At 38.0% G+C, this 16,961-nt stretch carries 14 protein-coding genes; 4 read left to right on the forward strand and 10 right to left on the reverse strand.

From position 1 onward, the window contains the following. Positions 1-290: 290 nt before the first annotated feature. The 9 genes from CA730_RS03010 to CA730_RS03050 all read right to left on the reverse strand — a co-directional run bounded on the left by CA730_RS03010 (position 291) and on the right by CA730_RS03050 (position 10,944). A complete protein-coding gene (locus CA730_RS03010) occupies positions 291-1,358 on the reverse strand; it encodes an NAD-dependent epimerase/dehydratase family protein (protein WP_096663809.1) in 1,068 nt (355 codons plus the stop codon). Positions 1,359-1,377: 19 nt separating this feature from the next. Continuing rightward, a complete protein-coding gene (locus tag CA730_RS03015) occupies positions 1,378-3,537 on the reverse strand; it encodes a hypothetical protein (RefSeq protein WP_096663812.1) in 2,160 nt (719 codons plus the stop codon). A 14-nt stretch (positions 3,538-3,551) separates the two neighbouring features. Continuing rightward, positions 3,552-4,859, reverse strand: a complete 1,308-nt coding sequence (locus CA730_RS03020) for a glycosyltransferase (RefSeq protein ID WP_096663815.1) — start codon at positions 4,857-4,859, stop codon at positions 3,552-3,554. 42 nt (positions 4,860-4,901) lie between these two features. Beyond that, on the reverse strand, positions 4,902-5,579 hold the full coding sequence (locus tag CA730_RS03025; RefSeq protein WP_096663818.1) for a class I SAM-dependent methyltransferase: 678 nt from the start codon (positions 5,577-5,579) through the stop codon (positions 4,902-4,904). Between the two features lie 48 nt (positions 5,580-5,627). After that, complete coding sequence (locus CA730_RS03030; protein ID WP_096663821.1) at positions 5,628-6,692, reverse strand: NAD-dependent epimerase/dehydratase family protein; 1,065 nt, start codon at positions 6,690-6,692, stop codon at positions 5,628-5,630. 162 nt (positions 6,693-6,854) lie between these two features. Beyond that, positions 6,855-9,146: a 1,4-alpha-glucan branching enzyme gene (gene glgB / locus CA730_RS03035; protein ID WP_096663824.1), complete on the reverse strand. Its 2,292-nt coding sequence runs from the start codon at positions 9,144-9,146 to the stop codon at positions 6,855-6,857. 210 nt (positions 9,147-9,356) lie between these two features. Next, on the reverse strand, positions 9,357-9,671 hold the full coding sequence (locus tag CA730_RS03040) for a hypothetical protein (protein ID WP_096663827.1): 315 nt from the start codon (positions 9,669-9,671) through the stop codon (positions 9,357-9,359). Position 9,672: 1 nt separating this feature from the next. Further along, positions 9,673-10,380 (reverse strand): glutathione S-transferase, encoded by a 708-nt coding sequence (locus CA730_RS03045; protein ID WP_096663830.1) that lies wholly within the window; start codon positions 10,378-10,380, stop codon positions 9,673-9,675. A gap of 243 nt (positions 10,381-10,623) precedes the next feature. Next, positions 10,624-10,944, reverse strand: coding sequence for a hypothetical protein (locus CA730_RS03050; protein ID WP_157749908.1), 321 nt, complete (start codon positions 10,942-10,944; stop codon positions 10,624-10,626). A 227-nt stretch (positions 10,945-11,171) separates the two neighbouring features. Between CA730_RS03050 and CA730_RS03055 the strand changes: the two genes are divergently transcribed. Together CA730_RS03055 and CA730_RS03060 are read left to right on the forward strand one after the other, a co-directional pair. Continuing rightward, positions 11,172-11,837: a hypothetical protein gene (locus CA730_RS03055; protein WP_096663833.1), complete on the forward strand. Its 666-nt coding sequence runs from the start codon at positions 11,172-11,174 to the stop codon at positions 11,835-11,837. 53 nt (positions 11,838-11,890) lie between these two features. Beyond that, the gene (locus tag CA730_RS03060; protein ID WP_096663836.1) at positions 11,891-13,723 is read left to right on the forward strand and encodes a peptidoglycan D,D-transpeptidase FtsI family protein; all 1,833 of its coding nucleotides are present in this window, start codon (positions 11,891-11,893) and stop codon (positions 13,721-13,723) included. A 36-nt stretch (positions 13,724-13,759) separates the two neighbouring features. On the opposite strand, the gene CA730_RS03065 is transcribed toward CA730_RS03060, so the two are convergent. Continuing rightward, the gene (locus CA730_RS03065; RefSeq protein ID WP_096663839.1) at positions 13,760-14,869 is read right to left on the reverse strand and encodes a glutamate--cysteine ligase; all 1,110 of its coding nucleotides are present in this window, start codon (positions 14,867-14,869) and stop codon (positions 13,760-13,762) included. A gap of 270 nt (positions 14,870-15,139) precedes the next feature. Here CA730_RS03065 and CA730_RS03070 point away from each other — a divergent pair, with 270 nt between their 5' ends. Then, positions 15,140-15,814 carry a Mo-dependent nitrogenase C-terminal domain-containing protein gene (locus tag CA730_RS03070; protein ID WP_096663842.1) on the forward strand — a complete coding sequence of 225 codons (675 nt, stop codon included), beginning with the start codon at positions 15,140-15,142 and terminating at the stop codon, positions 15,812-15,814. A 77-nt stretch (positions 15,815-15,891) separates the two neighbouring features. Beyond that, positions 15,892-16,932, forward strand: coding sequence for a GTPase ObgE (obgE, locus tag CA730_RS03075; protein WP_096663845.1), 1,041 nt, complete (start codon positions 15,892-15,894; stop codon positions 16,930-16,932). Positions 16,933-16,961: the final 29 nt, after the last annotated feature.

Consider the following 16,961-nt stretch of genomic DNA (forward strand, 5'->3'; position numbering starts at 1 on the left):
TTATGTTAAGTAGCGCCCCCGTGCCTACCCCAGTATTAGGGGCAACTTTAGGTCAATTATTATTATCATTATGTTAAGTAGCGCCCCCGTGCCTACCCCAGTATTAGGGGCAACTTTAGGTCAATTATTATTATCATTATGTTAAGTAGCGCCCCCGTGCCTACCCCAGTATTAGGGGCAACTTTAGGTCAATTATAGGCTGACATTCTCAAACCATGTAATACTTGTGTACGCTTAGAAACTAAGTACAAGATTGTCTATTTGCCAAAGTTTGAGTGAAAAAACAACTCTTAATTAAAAATATCACTGACTTGGGACTCAAATTGACAAATCCACTCATAAATTTCAGTTAGGGTCTTTTTGGCATCTCTTTGAGGTTGCCATCCAGTAGCATTCATCACTTTGCGAGAATCTGTAATAAAGATTGGCACATCACCAATTCTATTTTCGGGAATAGGGGTAATGGGAATTTGATTCTGGGTAATTTCTTGACAAAGCTGAGTTGTTTCGGAGAGTGAAAGGGTGTTATTGACCCCACCTCCAACGTTAAAAGTTTGCCCCTTTAATTCCTCTAGACTACAAATCTGGGTGTCAATCAAGTCTAATAAATCTGCTATGTGTAAAAAGTCTCTCACTTGTTTACCTGTCCCCCCATAACCGATGTATTTTAAAGGTTTTTGGAAGTAGTGAAACGCCATCCACAAAGCAAACACACCTTGATCTACTTTGCCCATTTGCCAAGGACCAGTTAGGACTCCACAACGATTAATCAGAGTTCTGATTCCATAAGCATCAGCATATTCAGCAATCAGTAATTCTGAAGCGAGTTTAGTTGAACCGTAGAGAGAGCGGGCTTTATCTAAGGGAAATTCCTCAGAGATACCGTGATTTGATGCCCCTACTAAAGGCTGTTGTTCTAAGAGTTGAAAACGGGTTTCTGTTTCTGTAAATTCCAAAGCATTGAGGTAAGCAATGGGATAAACCCGACTGGTAGACAGAAAAATAAAATCTGCTTGAGTTTGTCGTGCTAACTCTAAGCAGTTAATTGTTCCTACCAAATTAGTTTGCAGCACATAACCGGGAGAAGTGTACCCAGCTAAAACTGAGGGTTCAGCGGAGCATTCTAAAATTAAATCAGGCTGAAGTGCGATGGGATCTAAATCTTCTTGACTTCTAATATCACCATGAACAAACTGAATCCCTGCTTGTTTAAGTCTGGGTAAATTCAATTCTGAACCTCGTCGCTTTAAGTTATCTAAAGCGGTGATTTTCCAGTCAGGATAGCGTTGGGCAAGTCCTAAACCCAACGCACTACCTACAAATCCTGCTCCACCTGTAATTAGAATCTGTTTGCTCATGGGATTTATTTTTTATTAGTTAATCAAGTAATTTATTTGATAGAAAACTTATTTCTATTTTTGGTGCGTACAAAAGAGAGTTGATTGTTTGGAAACTGAATGACTTAACTTTTGCTGGTAATTTTCCTCGAAAGAAAGATAAAGCTTCATTATCGTCTTTAGGTAGATGACTGACTATAACGCCGGTTTCGGAATTTTCAGGAATAATTCTGTAAGTCTTTTGAGAATTGTCTACATAATCTATTTTCATCATTACAGGTGGTGATCTAAAGAGAGTTTTATAAATTTTTCCTAAAAGGGAATATTGAAACTTAACTTTTGCCCTAATTATCTTCCCATTACCAACTTCTATAGAATAAGCATTATTCCAAGGAATTGATGATATTTCACCCAAAGAATCTGGCAAACATCGGCTCACCTGACGTTTTTCCAAAAGGACTATATTTGAGAGATCAGGAGTTTTGATAAAATCAGGTACATCAGCAGATAGTTCGTAGTTACAGAAGATATAAGAAAAAGTCTTAGGTTCATCAAAGAAAGGATGTCTACCATCAATTGACATGAAATTATAAAAAATATAATCTCTTGGTGATTTTGACATACTATCAAAGTTGAAATTATCGAGAGTCTTTGTATATGCTGAATAAGATTGGAATATTGGTCTAGGTTTCCAGTTAAGTTGGTTAGCAGGAACTAATGAAATTTCCCAAGGGATGATATCTATTGTTTTGTTATTGACTAAGTTTTTAACATGATCTGGAAGCTGAACTTCAGCTAGATTACTTCTGGTTTTTTTATCTACTGTCAACTTTAAGTTGTTTATATCAAATAGATGAATAAGATTATTTATAGTCTGTTTAGGCATTAATTTTTTGGCTGGATTTCTTAGACTTATATGAGGGAAGGAAATGATTAGGGAGGCGATCAATATATAAGTAAAGAAATAGTAAGATATTTTTTGATGGCGAAATTTAGAAATTTTCAGAATTAATAATGAAGTAATCAGGGGAACTGTTATGGCAAAAACTACAACATGACCATCTTGACGAACAAAACCGTGTTTAAACGATAGAAAAAGAACAAACAATAAGGGCAAAGATAAATTTAAATATCCTTCCTTCGTTATCAAAAACATCAGCCAGATTATCAGACATAATTCTGATATAGCAAGTGCTACTTCCTTTTTGCTACCAATTGTACTCATTGCGCTAGAATAACCTGATGATATCTCCAAAGAGTTTCTCAGGTAATCTATTAGAGAAGAATATTCATTAGAGAAGATTGTGTGTAATAGTAACAAAAAGTAGATAACATAAAATACCAACCAAGGTAATAAGAGATTATTTCTAAATATATTGAATAACTTAGCTATTTTTCCTTTCGACTCAGATTTATTCTTAATTCGCTTTTGAACTAACGCAACTGATACTCCCATTACCCCTGCTATCAAAAGATTAATAATTATCTTGTTTAAAGATAATAGATATTGATGTGGCGATAAAAATATGAAAGCTATAGAAATGAATCCTAATCCAGAATTTATGATTGCAAAAACATAATTAACTATATCTGTTTTTGATTTGTTTTTAAAAGATTGATAAATATTGGCTAATAAAAATAAGTTAATTAAACCAAATGTATAAATCCCTAAAGTAAATTTAGTAAGAGCGCAGAAACCTGACACAGATCCCAGCAACAGAAATAGTAACCGAGGATATTTATTGATAAAATTGTCAAAGCTCAATATGATTAAAAATATAAATAGTATTTGATAATCTGTTGACGATCCTATAAATAATGCTAATAAAATACTTAAACCTATAAATAGCTGCTGAATCCGGTTTTCTATGGTTACTATTCTCAAGATGGAAACGATAAATAAAAATAAATAAACAAACCAACGAAAAATTGTTATCTGGAAGAAATTTTCGTCGAATGTTGGACTACTGATCAAGTATCCTAGTGGACCAAAAGTAAATATAATGTCTTTTCCAAAAATCAATTGTTTTTGGGCTGCTTGGCTAATTGCATAAGCCCAGGATGGATCTAATCCAGTTTTTATCGGACTAGGTAGAGGGAGAAAGGCAATAAAAACGTAGATAAATAAGATAAAACTGGGGAACAAAAGTTTCCATCTAATTGACTTATCAAATTCTCTTGCTATTGAATGATCATTCATAACATTAACTCCTTTTAAATTACCTTGTGTTTTCTATTTACCAACTGAGCCTGATTACGCCGATAATCTCCTCTAGAAAGATATTTTTCTAACCAAGCATAAAGAACAATAAACAAGTAGCGGCTACCCATCTCCTTCAGCTTCAGTTTAGATACTCCCGTGGCGCGGTTTTGCCAAGTGATAGGCATAATTGTGTAAGAATATCCTCTGATAATAGCCTTAAGAGGTATTTCCACTGTTAAATTAAAGTGGTGCGATAGTAGAGGCGAAATACCCTCAATTACTTCCCGACGATATGCTTTAAAGGCATTGGTTGTATCATTAAACTTCAAGCCAAATAAGATTTGAATAAATAAATTAGCCAAACGATTCACGAGTAATTTGTGCGTCGGATAATCAATGACTTTACCTCCTTTAATAAACCGAGAACCGAATACACAATCATAGCCTTCTTGCAGCTTATAGTAGTAATCAACAATATTTTCTGGTGCATCAGAACTATCTGCCATCACAATGGCTACCGCATCACCTTGAAAATTCTCTAAGCCGCAGCGCACAGCAAAACCAAACCCGTTGGGATAATAGTTATTGATATAATGGACTTGACTATTTTCAGAATTTAGCTGCTGCAATAATTCTTCTGTTTGATCACGACTGTTATCATTAACAACTAGAATTTCGTAAGCAATCTTTTCTTGTTCTAATATTTTGCTAATGGATTGAATAGTTGGGACAATACAACCTTCTTCGTTATGAGCAGGAATGACAATAGAGAAAACTTTAATTCCTGTTAAATTGTCTGATTGAGGGTATTTGGGGTGAGAAGATTTATTCTCTAATCCAGGAGCTAATCCTTCAGGATAATAGATTTTTGTAGTAAATTGTGTTGGTGTTTGATCAGATTGAACTGGGGTTTTAAATACTAAGCGATCGCTAATCAAATAGTTGATAATTGCACTTAATAATACACCTACTAAGGTATTAATGGCGTAATTAACTCCTAACCTATCTAACAAAGGAAAGAGAATGAAGATCCGAGTAATTACAGCAGCGCCAGCGGAGAGATGATAAAGGGGAATTTGTCGCCATAATACTTCTCTTATTGTCCAAACACCTCCCGGCCAAACCCAAATCCGGTAGATGAAAAAACTTGCTAACAGAGATAATTCAATTGATACTGCATTAGCCACATTGCGTAAAGTAGGGGTGTTAAATCCTAGCCACTCAATCAGACCAAATATCAGCAATAAATTGACAACTGCTGCGACACCACCACCGATGAGAAACTTAAAAACTTTTTGCCGAAATAGCTTTTTCAACATAAATAATAGAAAATTATTAATCTTGCTATAAATATGAACGTTTTACGGGCGCGATGCTTTGACAAATAGTTGTCCTCCCAATAAATTCCATAGCAAAGGAATCTTCAGGTAGATTTTCAGTAGTAAAGTGGAAGAAGGTCTGCCTTTTGTCGAAAATGGTAAAAAGCGTGGAATCATAATTTCAATAGAAAATCCAACTGCTCGCAAAACTTCCTCTAAAGAAAAGTCAGTGATTGGGAGATAGTGATCAATAAAGTCGTAATATTCCCGATAGGAATATTTAAAATTGGGCTGAATAACTAAGAGATTACCACCCGGTTTTAAACGCTCAAAGCAAAAAGATAAAACTTGAATTAATTCTTCCTTACTAGGCAAATGCTCAAAAAAATTAGAGACGAAAATAGCATCAAAATAAGCACAAGGTAAAATCTCTGGGTTAATTTTATTCAGAATATCAAGCTGCAAGACTTTGACATTTTGATCAGCAAAGTCTTGAGCATCTGGATTCAGATCAATCAAAAACTTTTCTTGGGCTTGAACCTGATTGATGAATTCACAATAGCCCCCCGCAATGTCTAAAACTCTGCCATTTCTACCAACATGAGCTTGTAGAAATGATTGGATTAAAACTTTCCACAAGTCATTCTTAGCCCATCGCTGTTTAGAATCAAAGCGATTAGCATATAAAACTTTTAAATATTCCGCTTGATCTTGCTTCATTTTTAGAAAAAGATAAGAATGGGTTCTCTGAAATTTTCACTTCTGACTTTACGCCCATCGGCTGATATTTTCGGTAAAAATTTCTTTCAAAATATCTGTCACTGTATAGGTTAAATCCCAGTTAGGATAGTGATTTTTGAATTTCTGAACATCACTAATCCACCAAATATGATCGCCAATTCGATTGGATTCTTCATAGCTCCAGGTTAACTTTTTATCAGCGATAAGTTCACAATGCCCAATGGCTTCTAACATTGAGCAATTACTAAAACGACTACCGCCAATATTATAAACTTCAGCTACACGGGGAGCTTGATAAAAGTGGTAGAAAGCATTAACTAAATCATAACTGTGGATGTTATCACGAACTTGTTTACCCTGATAGCCATATACTTGGTAAGGCTGCCCAGTCATGGTACATTTCATCAAGTAAGATAAAAAGCCATGGAGTTTAGTCCCAGAGTGACCAGGACCAGTTAAACATCCTCCCCGAAAACAAGCTGTTTTTATGCTAAAATAACGCCCGTATTCCTGGACTAAGATATCTGCCGCTACTTTAGAAGCTCCAAATAGCGAATGTTTGCAGTTATCAATACTCATGCTTTCATCAATACCCTGGTTGTAGGGATGTGTCTCTGCAATTTCCCAGCGCAGTTCTTGTTCAACCAGTGGCAATAAATTGGGAGTATCACCATAAACTTTATTCGTAGAGCAAAAGATAAATACGGCTTCTGGACAATATTGACGGGTATTCTCTAATAACACCAATGTACCATTGGCATTAACTGTAAAATCAGTGTAAGGGTCTTTAGCCGCCCAATCGTGGGAAGGTTGAGCCGCAGTATGAATAATCAGACTTATATCTTGACTATAGGTTTGAAATATTTGAGAGATGGCCTCGTGATCACGAATATCAACATTATGGTGGATATATTTATCACCATAATCTTGTAACAGGCGATCGCGGTTCCATTCTGTTGACGCATCCTCACCAAAAAAAACCTGTCGCATATTGTTGTCAATGCCAACAACTGTAAAACCGCGATCGGCAAAAAACCTGACTGATTCAGAACCAATTAGTCCAGCAGCCCCTGTTACCAAAATAATGCTCATACAAACTAATTTGGATGGTAGTAACTCAAAAGTAGTCTTTACTATACAAAGATATTAAAGATAGTACCATGTAGCATACTTATAGTCAAGTCATAGTATATTAATGTTTACAAATAAAATCCCTAACAAGCACATAGGGTGAGCAATGCCCACCCTACAGGATTATTCCATCACCTGTGCGGATTTCTGTTTATCCAACTTGAGCATCAACACACCCAAAGGAGGTAAACACAAATCTAAGGAATAAGGACGATTATGCAAAGACCAATCATCAGTCCACTTACCACCTAAATTGCCCATATTACTACCGCCATACTGACGAGCATCACTATTAAACAACTCAGTATAAAAGCCTTTTTCAGGCACACCAATCCGGTAATGAGAATGGGGTTGAGGTGTAAAGTTACAAACCACGATAATAAACTCATCAGAGTTTTTATCACGACGGACAAAAGAAACTACACTATGACGGTTATCAGTACAATCAATCCACTCAAACCCAGCTTGATCAAAATCTTGAGTATATAAAGCTGGTTGAGAACGGTAAAAATGGTTAAGAGACTGGAAAAAATCCTTTAACTGTCGGTGTGGTTCATACTGTAATAGATGCCACTCCAAATCAGCCCAAGCATTCCACTCACTCCACTGGCCAAATTCCATGCTCATAAACATGGTTTTCTTGCCAGGATGAGCGAACATATAAGTAAACAAACAGCGGATATTAGCTAACTTCTGCCATTCATCACCGGGCATTTTACCAATCATATTACTCTTACCATGGACGATTTCATCGTGGGACAGAGCTAACATGAAGTTCTCGCTGTGGTTATACCACATACTAAAAGTAATATTGTTTTGATGGAACTGGCGAAACCAGGGATCCATGCTGAAGTAATCCAGCATATCGTGCATCCAGCCCATATTCCACTTTAAGTTAAAGCCCAATCCGCCCGTATAGGTAGGCCAAGATACCATTGGCCAAGATGTGGACTCCTCCGCAATGGAAAGCACACCAGGATAATAACCAAACAACAAGCTATTAACTTGACGTAGAAAATCTGCCGCTTCTAAATTTTCTCGACCACCGTATTCGTTAGTCAACCATTCTCCGGCTTTGCGGCAATAATCAAGGTAGAGCATGGAAGCGACCGCATCAACACGAATTCCGTCAATGTGGTATTTATCGAACCAGAATAGGGCATTAGCTACCAAGAAATTACGGACTTCATGGCGATTGTAGTTAAATACTAAAGTCCCCCATTCTTTATGTTCACCTTTGCGAGCATCAGAATGTTCATACAAGTGACTACCATCAAAGAAGGCTAAACCATGACCATCTTTGGGGAAGTGACCGGGAACCCAATCTACAATGACACCAATACCATTTTTATGGCATTCGTCCACAAAGTACATGAAGTCTTCGGGTGTACCAAACCGGGATGTAGGAGCATAGTAACCAGTCACTTGATAACCCCAAGAACCATCAAAGGGATGTTCGGCAATGGGTAACAGTTCTAAATGGGTATATCCTAATTTCTTGACATAGGGAATGAGTTTATCAGCTAGTTCCCGATAAGTCAGAAACCGCGCACCGGGTTTGAGTTCGGAAACGACAACTACAGGTTCGGTTTCTCCATTGGGTAATTTGGGAGGTTCAGCACTAGCGGCGTGTAACCAAGAACCTAAATGTACTTCATACACAGAAATGGGTTGACTCAAGGGGTCACTATGTCGCCGCTTTTCCATCCAGTCTTCGTCATTCCAGGTGTAGGAATTTAAGTCGGTGACAATAGATGCTGTTTTTGGCCGGGGTTCTTGTTGGAAACCGTAGGGATCAGATTTTTCGTAAATATGTCCTTCAAAATTTTTGATTTCATATTTGTAATGTTCTCCTACACCGATTTCGGGAATAAATAGTTCCCAAACGCCTGTGTGTCCTTTCCGCATCTGGTGTTTGCGTCCATCCCACAGGTTAAAATCTCCTAACAAGGAAACGTTGCGGGCATTGGGGGCCCAAACGGCAAAATAAACCCCTTTGACACCATCTACTTCTGTGGTGTGCGCTCCTAATTTTTCGTAAATGCGGTGATGGTTGCCTTCACTAAATAAATGTAGATCAAATTCTGTTAAGTGGGCAGAACGGAAAGCGTAGGGATCATTAACTACCCGCTCATGTTCCCCTTCTTTAATGCGTAACTGATAATTTTTCAGTTCTGGGGTTTCAATGGTGCATTCAAAAAAGTGCGGATTATGCACTGTTTCCATTGGGTATTCTTTCCGTTCCTCTGGAACTACTACATAAGCAGCACTGGCATTTGGGAGGTAGGCTCGCACAGCCCATACAGTTTTACCATTTTGCTCTATGAGATGAGAACCCAGAATTTCAAAGGGATCGTGATGTTGATTCCCAACAATGCGATTAACCTGTTCGGGGGCGACTGTGGTTGTGGACATGAAGCTACCTATGTGATATATGGGGATTAACTAAATCTACTTTTTAACATCTATTCATATTCTCGCATCTTTGTCGCCACTGTCAGTTGTCAGTTGTTGGTTGTCAGTTGTTGGTTGTCAGTTGTTGGTTGCAAAAGAATATTTCTCTCCCTGTTCCCTGTTCCCTGCTCCCTGTTCCCTGCTCCCTGCCCTTTACTCCCTGTTCCCTGATTAAATACTTAAAAATGGGAAAAATTGTAATAATGTTTTGCGTAGTTGCAGCAAGAATATTTTATCGCGGATACCGGAGGCTAAACGTGGTGGTGGACTTATTTGGATTTGTGCTTGCAATTCGGCATATTCTGCGGGCGTGAGGATTCTACCATCAATGGGCGATCGCGCTGCGAGAATAATCTCTGTTCGCAATATCTCCTCTGGTATATCTGCTTGTGGTGGTAATGCCATCACGACTTTACTACTATGATCACTAAACCCGATTAAAATACTAGTAGTAACACTCAAAATAACTAGCAGTATCCGTTTCATTTTAACTCCTGATTGGGCGCAGACCCTGCGCCCCTACATCCTCAAGTCCTGGTGGCAATGGTTCACCACATAATTGGTGGATATTGATAATTCGTTCAAAAATCTGTGGATATGCCTGACGATAATCGGGGATTAGTGCTAAAGGACTCAATAAAGCAGCTGCTGCAATATCAGCTATACTCAAACGGCTACCCACTAAATAATCATCTTTTTGCCAATACATAGACAATACTAACAAAGCATTAGCGAGTCTTTTTTTAGCTAATTCAACGGTAGTATCATTAATACCATATTGTTGTCTGACTACTTTAATCACCATTTGACTAAATAGTGATGGGTCAATTACCTTACCTTCACCAGCGCGAAATTGATAATATACAAATCTAGTAGCTGTGCCTATACTTTCATCTAACCAATCTTCTAACATCGCAGCTTGAGTTTGCTGTTCTGAATTGGGTAGAAACAAACTAGGTTCGGGTTGATAGGTTTCTAAAAATTTAAAAATTTCCGTAGAGTCGCCAATAGCTTGGGGTTGTCCGACAATTTGGGGTAACAGCACAGGTAATGTTGTCAATCCAGTTAAGGGCTTTACCCTCAAGATGTGCATACCTGGAGTGAGATTTTCGGTTTGATAACTAATTCCTTTATAACCCAATGCCAATCTGGCTTTGCGACAATAATGAGATGTACTAAATTGCAGTAACAGCATACATTGAGATTAATTTGGTTACTGACAAACAAATATAGAAAAAGTCAAACTGGGCGAGAACTGAATCTAGCCCAGAAGCAAAACCTGATGAATGTTTCTTTTTTTTACCCAACTTAACACTGTTAGGCAGTTGAATCTTTATTTTTTAATCTACAAACTATCTTAACTTTCTCAGTAGAGTTTTGTAGAAAATAGTTTTTTAAGATGTCAACTACCCAGGAGAGGTTAATATTTTACCCTATACTAAGGGTTTTTGGGAGTAGCTGCGGGAGATGTGGTCGCCGCAGGAGATGTGGTCGCCGCAGGAGATGTGGTCGCATCAGGAGATGTGGTCGCCGCGGGAGATGTGGTCGCTGCGGGGGTAGCACCAGTATCTGCTGGTTCGCCACCTGTTGTTGCTGCTGGAGAACTGGTATTACCTGCTGGTTCACCACCACCCTCACAAGCTCCAAGCATGGTAGCCAGACTTAACATTAGAGCCAAACCAAAAATTCTTGTCTTCATAACTCCTCTTTCACCAATTGTGGCAATAAAATATGCAGCCTGTTGAATAAGATACCTCATTTATTGATTTTTTTTAAGGGCTTTCTGATTACATATTTCAACTCATTCTTTTTTGTAACATTCTTGTAGATTATATGTAATACAAAGAGGGCGTAATTAAAGGTTACAATGGTCTCGATTCTTGCCCTAAAAAGAGTGAGATTGAAAACTTAGACGGTTCTTTTTTTTGTAACTTTGGGCAAAATCTAAATTAAGTCAAAAATAAAGTATTTATTATCAAAAAAATCATGGCTTTTGAACGTAAATCAGCAGTTTCCGCAAAAAATACCTGGTTTTGGGGTAACTCTCCTGGGTCATTGAATAAACGACGTTCTCGAAGTTTTAATCAGAAAAACCAGACTTCCTCCCGATTACATAGTGAAGCGATCGCCGTTAAATCGTCTAGTCCCCGAAATGCTTGGCTGAATTTCTTAGGTTCTCGCAGAAATAAAACAGCAGTTGGCACCGCAAATTTAGACGCGGGTAAACAACAAACTACTGGTATTAATAGACAATCAAATACTGCTGTTTATAGGATGAGTAATACTCCAATCATGCCTGAATGGTTACTACGTATATACATAGTCAATCGCTATTCGTCAATTTTAGCATTTTTATTAGTGGTAGCAACATTAGTAGTTTATGGTTGGACTGTATATTCACAAGAGCTTTGGAGTGATTCTTACCGTAAGCTACAAAGCTTACAACGTCATGAGCGACAGTTAAATACTGCTAATGCAACACTAACTAGCAAAATGGCACAGGAGGCGGAACAGCCTGGTACGGAACTAGTATCACCAACTTCTAAGGGGACAATTTTCTTACCACCAACATCCAATAATTATCCTCAGTCGTCATCCTCAACTTCTCAACCAGAACCGCAACCAGAACCCCCTTCTCCATTAGGATATTAATTGGTGATTGGTGATTGGTAATTTTCTTCTTCCTCCTTTCTTCCTCCGAACTCATGCTAAAGTCATCACTTAAAACACAACTTAGAAATCTACGTAATTTAGAATTCAGACGCAAACGAAAGTTTTCTAGACAGACTCAATCAGAAAATATTGAGCCAAAAACACCGGAAACTACACCTAACATTCAATTACGACTGTTTACTGTCTGGGGTGTGTTAATGATGGCTATGGTAGGTTTGGTATTTAACTTATATCAATTACAAATTGTTCAGGGAAAAAAGCTGACTAAGAAGGCGCGAAATCAGCAAATGGTGAATGTGCGCCCTTATATGCCTCGTCGTCCGGTAGTAGATCGAGGTAATAATGTGTTGGCTATTGATCGTCCCGTTTATACTGTATATAGTCATCCTAAGTTATTCGATCTATCCCAGGAAGAAATCGCGGAGAAAATCGCGCCAATTATCGGCAAAGAAAAGGCTGATCTGGTCAAAACATTCCAAAGTAAACGGAGTGGAATTTTACTAGCTTCTGGGGTCTCTGAAGACATTACTGATAAGTTAATCTCACTGCGTTTGAATGGGTTTGAGTTTATTCAAAAATACTCCCGATTTTATCCCCAAGATGATTTGGTGGCGGATGTGGTGGGCTATGTTAATCTTGACCGTCGTGGTCAAGCTGGTGTGGAATATAGTCAGGAGAAGTTGCTAGAACGTTCTGGACAAACCGTGCGGATGAGTAAGTCGGGAAATGGGTCGTTGATGCCGAATTATGTTACCGAGGGATTTCTGAATTCTGATGATTTAAAAATGCAATTGACTATTGATAGTCGTGTGCAACGGGTAGCCCGGGCGGCGTTAAAAGAGCAGATGACTAAATTTAGTGCCAAACGGGGCGCGGTGATTGTCATGGATGCAGTGGATGGTTCTTTATTGGCTTTGGTTTCTCAGCCTACCTATAATCCGAATCAATATGCTAAGTCTGATATTTCTCTGTTCAAAAATTGGACTGTGGCTGATCTTTATGAACCGGGATCAACTTTTAAGCCAGTGAATGTGGCGATCGCTCTCGAAAATGGCGCAATCAAACCCGACGACACTTTTGAAGATCCTGGTTCTATTAAAATCGGCACACATACAATCAAAAATGCCGAAAAAACTGGTTATCGCCGATTAACTATTCCGGAAATTTTACAAACTTCTAGTAATATCGGCATGGTGAGAATGATTCAACGAATAAAACCATCCATATACTACAACTGGCTAGAACGTTTAGGGTTAGGACAAAAAGTTGATACAGATTTACCCTTTGAAGTTATTGGTCAATTAAAAAGTCAAGAACAATTTATTTCTTCAGCCATTGAACCAGCTACTACATCTTTTGGACAAGGTTTTTCTCTGACTCCATTACAACTGGTACAACTTAGTGGTGCATTAGCTAATGGGGGTAAATTAGTCAAACCTCATGTAGTCCGAGGACTAATTGATACCAAGGGCGGAATGCACTATTCAATTACTCTTCCAGAACCAAGACAAATTTTCTCAGCTACAACCACTCAAAGGGTTGTGGAAATGATGGAAACAGTAGTCAGTTCAGGTACTGGTAAAGCAGCGAGAATTTCAGGATATCGAATTGGTGGCAAAACAGGAACAGCGCAAAAAGCTAGTCCTAATGGTGGATATATTAAGGGTGCAAGAATTACCAGTTTTGTCGCTATTTTGCCGGTGGAAGCTCCCCGTTATGTGGTGTTTGCAGTTGTGGATGAACCAAAGGGAGAAAATGCCTATGGTTCTACTGTAGCCGCACCAATTGTGAAAACTGTAATGGAATCACTAATTCCCATTGAACAAATTCCACCTAGTCAGGAAAAGGTGGAAGAGAAAAAGTGATTGGTCATTAGTCATTGGTCATTAGTAATCCAAAATCTAAAATCTAAAATTGCCATAAGTTTGTTTGAGAGTGGATTCAATTGAACCTGAATTTTGGAATAACTTAATTAATTCATGAGATTTTGTTGTTTTCTCAGATAAAATAACTTTCAGTGGGGTTAAAAACTCCAGATCAGGATCATCTTTAAGGGCAATTTCTGCAACTTGTAAAAGTTTCTGAGAATTAGCAAAAACGTCTTCATTTTCAAAGCCTAATTTTGCCGAAATTTGGTGTAAATTAGCATCAGGTATAATTGCTCTACCTAGTAAAGTTTCATCTAATATTAAACCTTTTAATAAAGCTAATAAACCTGCATAAATAGCGAAATTCTCACAACTATCACAAGCTTTAAATTCTATTCGTCCCACTTCTGCGGGAATACGGGCAATTTTTGTTAATGAGGGGACACTTTTAATTAATTCTTCTGCCTTTTCCACAAAAACTAATGTGGCGGATCTTTTTCCGGTTCTGATAAATGTTCTCACTGATAAACCTGTCCATAAACCACCATTGTAAAAAGGAGAACTATAACTAAAAGGAATGATGTAAGGGCTGTAATAAGTTAACTTTTTACCAATATCAATTAACTTTTCCGTAGACAAATTTGCTAGAGAAATATTCAAATCTGGTCCATAAGAAACCATATAAATATGAGCAGTTTGTTCATCTGGATAAGATTGTAATTGCCTAATTTCAAAATCATTTAATGGAGGTTGTGGTTTAAATACGCAAGTATAAGGGTTAAAACTGGCTAAAACTGGTGAAAATCCAAAATTTGCAGCAACATCACTCAGTAAAATAAAACTTGCGGTTAATTCATCAATTGCCCCTTGAATAGTAGAGTGGATAGTTGTTCTAATTTCGATGCCTTTAGCTACACAGTCAATTACCTCTTCAGAGTCGCTAAATCTTTCAAATCCTTCAATATACCAACGCTTTTTTTTAATCCCAGCATCACCAACTCTTAATTGTGGGTAGTCAGTGGAATAGATGGGTAATTTGTCAACCATTTGCTGAAAATCTGCAAATTTTGTATTATGGAAATCTGCAAACTTTTCTTGATCATTGAGAAAAGCAACTTCATGTTCAATACCAAAGCAGAACATACTCTATACCTAATTAATGACAAATATAATCAATTATATCTATATTTGATGCCGTTGGGAATCAACGCTGCTGAGTTCAGGTTAAAAAGTAGTTATATCGTAGGTTGAGTTAACGCCAGGAAATCCCAAAAAATTCCTACTCATGTTGGGTTAAAAGTCGTTCAAATCAAGCTAAATTTCCTTTATTTTTGCCAATTAAATGTACAGAAATTTAGTTCTTTTCAAGGTAGTTTAAGGTGAACTAATAAAAATTACAAGGCGTGAGTTTTTATGACAACTACTGCTCAAACTCCTTACAGTAGCGAACAAATTATTGCGTGGTTACGTGGATTACTGACCATTGCTTGGGCTGATGGTAATTTTGATACTCAAGAACAGGAATTAATTACTAATCTTACCAAAGATGAATTAGCCCCTGCCATTGACTGGGATTCTTTAGAGATAATTGAACCAGATGAATTAGCGGCTATATTAGGTAAAGGTACACCTGTAGCGGAAAATTTCTTGCGGACAGCGGTAATGGTAGCGATCGCCGATGGTATATACTCACCTAGTGAAGATGACCTCCTACAGCAATTGTGTCAAAAATTAGAACTGCAAGAAAGTTTACTCACAGCCTTACGTAATACCCTAGAAGATACCACACAAACCACCGATTTCCCCTCTACTGGACTTCAAGCCCCACACCCCGACGCTTTAACTCCCTTGCGTCAATGGTTAGACGGATTAGATATTCAAGACCCCAGAGTGGCGAAATTTTTGTGTAAGATGATTCCTTCCCAATGTCCCTTTGAAAGAGATGTCACCTTATTTGGCCGGAAAATAGTTCATATTCCGCCCCTGTGTAAAATTAACCCCCTTTATGAACAAATGGTAGGTTTACGCTTCCGCGCCCTTTCCTACCTAGCAGATGACTGTGGGGAAGATGTTACACCTTATATTTAAATTAGTTGTTAGTAGTCAATTGTTAGCGTGATTGACAACTGACAACTAACAACTGACAACTGACAACTGACTAAATTATGCAATTTATAGACCAATCAGTAATTGAAGTAGAAGCAGGTAACGGAGGCGATGGTATTGTCGCTTTTCGGAGAGAAAAATATGTCCCAGCAGGTGGTCCATCTGGTGGGAATGGCGGAAAAGGCGGTTCAGTAATTTTTGTAGGTAATACTAACCTACAAACCTTGTTAGATTTTCGATACAAGCATTTATTTAAGGCCCAAAATGGAGAACGTGGCGGTCCAAATAATTGCACTGGTGCAGGTGGGAAAGATCTAATTGTTGAAGTTCCTTGTGGTACTTCTGTATATGATGCCGTAACGAGTGTTTTACTATGCGATATAGTTGAACCCGGACAAAGTTTTCGAGTCGCAGAAGGTGGCAAAGGTGGACTGGGAAATCAACATTTTTTGAGTAACCGCAACCGCGTTCCCGAATATGCCCTCCCTGGTTTAGAAGGGGAAAAAAAGGTATTACGTTTAGAGTTAAAATTGTTAGCAGAAGTCGGAATTATTGGTTTACCAAATGCGGGAAAATCAACTTTAATTTCTTCTTTGTCCGCCGCACGTCCAAAAATCGCTGATTATCCCTTTACTACCTTAATTCCTAATTTGGGTGTAGTCAAAAAACCCACAGGTGATGGTACAGTTTTCGCCGATATTCCGGGATTAATTGAAGGTGCTTCTCATGGTGCAGGTTTAGGTCATGATTTCTTGCGTCACATTGAACGGACAAGGGTTTTATTACACTTAATTGATGCCACAAGTGAAGATGTCATCGCTGATTTCCATACTATTCAAGAAGAACTTAAAGCCTATGGACGAGGTTTAGCTAAACGTCCGCAAATTTTAGCATTAAATAAAATAGATGCTGTTGATAGAGAAACTGTTGATTTGGAAGCTTTAGCTACTCAATTAAATCATCTAGCTTTAGCACCAGTGTTCATAATTTCTGCCGTAACTCGCACGGGTTTAGATCCCATGATGCAGGAAATTTGGCGGATTTTAGATGAAATTAATTCGTTGGAAAACCAGGAAGTTGCAGTTGAATTGATAAGTTGATTTTGTTGAGTATATAGCGTTTTTTAATT

The sequence above is a fragment of the Dolichospermum compactum NIES-806 genome (assembly GCF_002368115.1).
Classification (GTDB): domain Bacteria; phylum Cyanobacteriota; class Cyanobacteriia; order Cyanobacteriales; family Nostocaceae; genus Dolichospermum; species Dolichospermum compactum.

Excerpts from the sequence above, each read along its gene's own strand:
- CA730_RS03040 (WP_096663827.1), bottom strand. The coding sequence starts at position 9,671 with ATGAAACGGATACTGCTAGTTATTTTGAGTGTTACTACTAGTATTTTA.
- CA730_RS03050 (WP_157749908.1), bottom strand. The coding sequence starts at position 10,944 with ATGAGGTATCTTATTCAACAGGCTGCATATTTTATTGCCACAATTGGT.
- CA730_RS03015 (WP_096663812.1), bottom strand. The coding sequence starts at position 3,537 with ATGAATGATCATTCAATAGCAAGAGAATTTGATAAGTCAATTAGATGG.
- CA730_RS03020 (WP_096663815.1), bottom strand. The coding sequence starts at position 4,859 with ATGTTGAAAAAGCTATTTCGGCAAAAAGTTTTTAAGTTTCTCATCGGT.
- CA730_RS03010 (WP_096663809.1), bottom strand. The coding sequence starts at position 1,358 with ATGAGCAAACAGATTCTAATTACAGGTGGAGCAGGATTTGTAGGTAGT.
- CA730_RS03030 (WP_096663821.1), bottom strand. The coding sequence starts at position 6,692 with ATGAGCATTATTTTGGTAACAGGGGCTGCTGGACTAATTGGTTCTGAA.
- obgE (WP_096663845.1), top strand. The coding sequence starts at position 15,892 with ATGCAATTTATAGACCAATCAGTAATTGAAGTAGAAGCAGGTAACGGA.
- CA730_RS03055 (WP_096663833.1), top strand. The coding sequence starts at position 11,172 with ATGGCTTTTGAACGTAAATCAGCAGTTTCCGCAAAAAATACCTGGTTT.
- CA730_RS03060 (WP_096663836.1), top strand. The coding sequence starts at position 11,891 with ATGCTAAAGTCATCACTTAAAACACAACTTAGAAATCTACGTAATTTA.
- glgB (WP_096663824.1), bottom strand. The coding sequence starts at position 9,146 with ATGTCCACAACCACAGTCGCCCCCGAACAGGTTAATCGCATTGTTGGG.
- CA730_RS03070 (WP_096663842.1), top strand. The coding sequence starts at position 15,140 with ATGACAACTACTGCTCAAACTCCTTACAGTAGCGAACAAATTATTGCG.
- CA730_RS03045 (WP_096663830.1), bottom strand. The coding sequence starts at position 10,380 with ATGCTGTTACTGCAATTTAGTACATCTCATTATTGTCGCAAAGCCAGA.
- CA730_RS03065 (WP_096663839.1), bottom strand. The coding sequence starts at position 14,869 with ATGTTCTGCTTTGGTATTGAACATGAAGTTGCTTTTCTCAATGATCAA.
- CA730_RS03025 (WP_096663818.1), bottom strand. The coding sequence starts at position 5,579 with ATGAAGCAAGATCAAGCGGAATATTTAAAAGTTTTATATGCTAATCGC.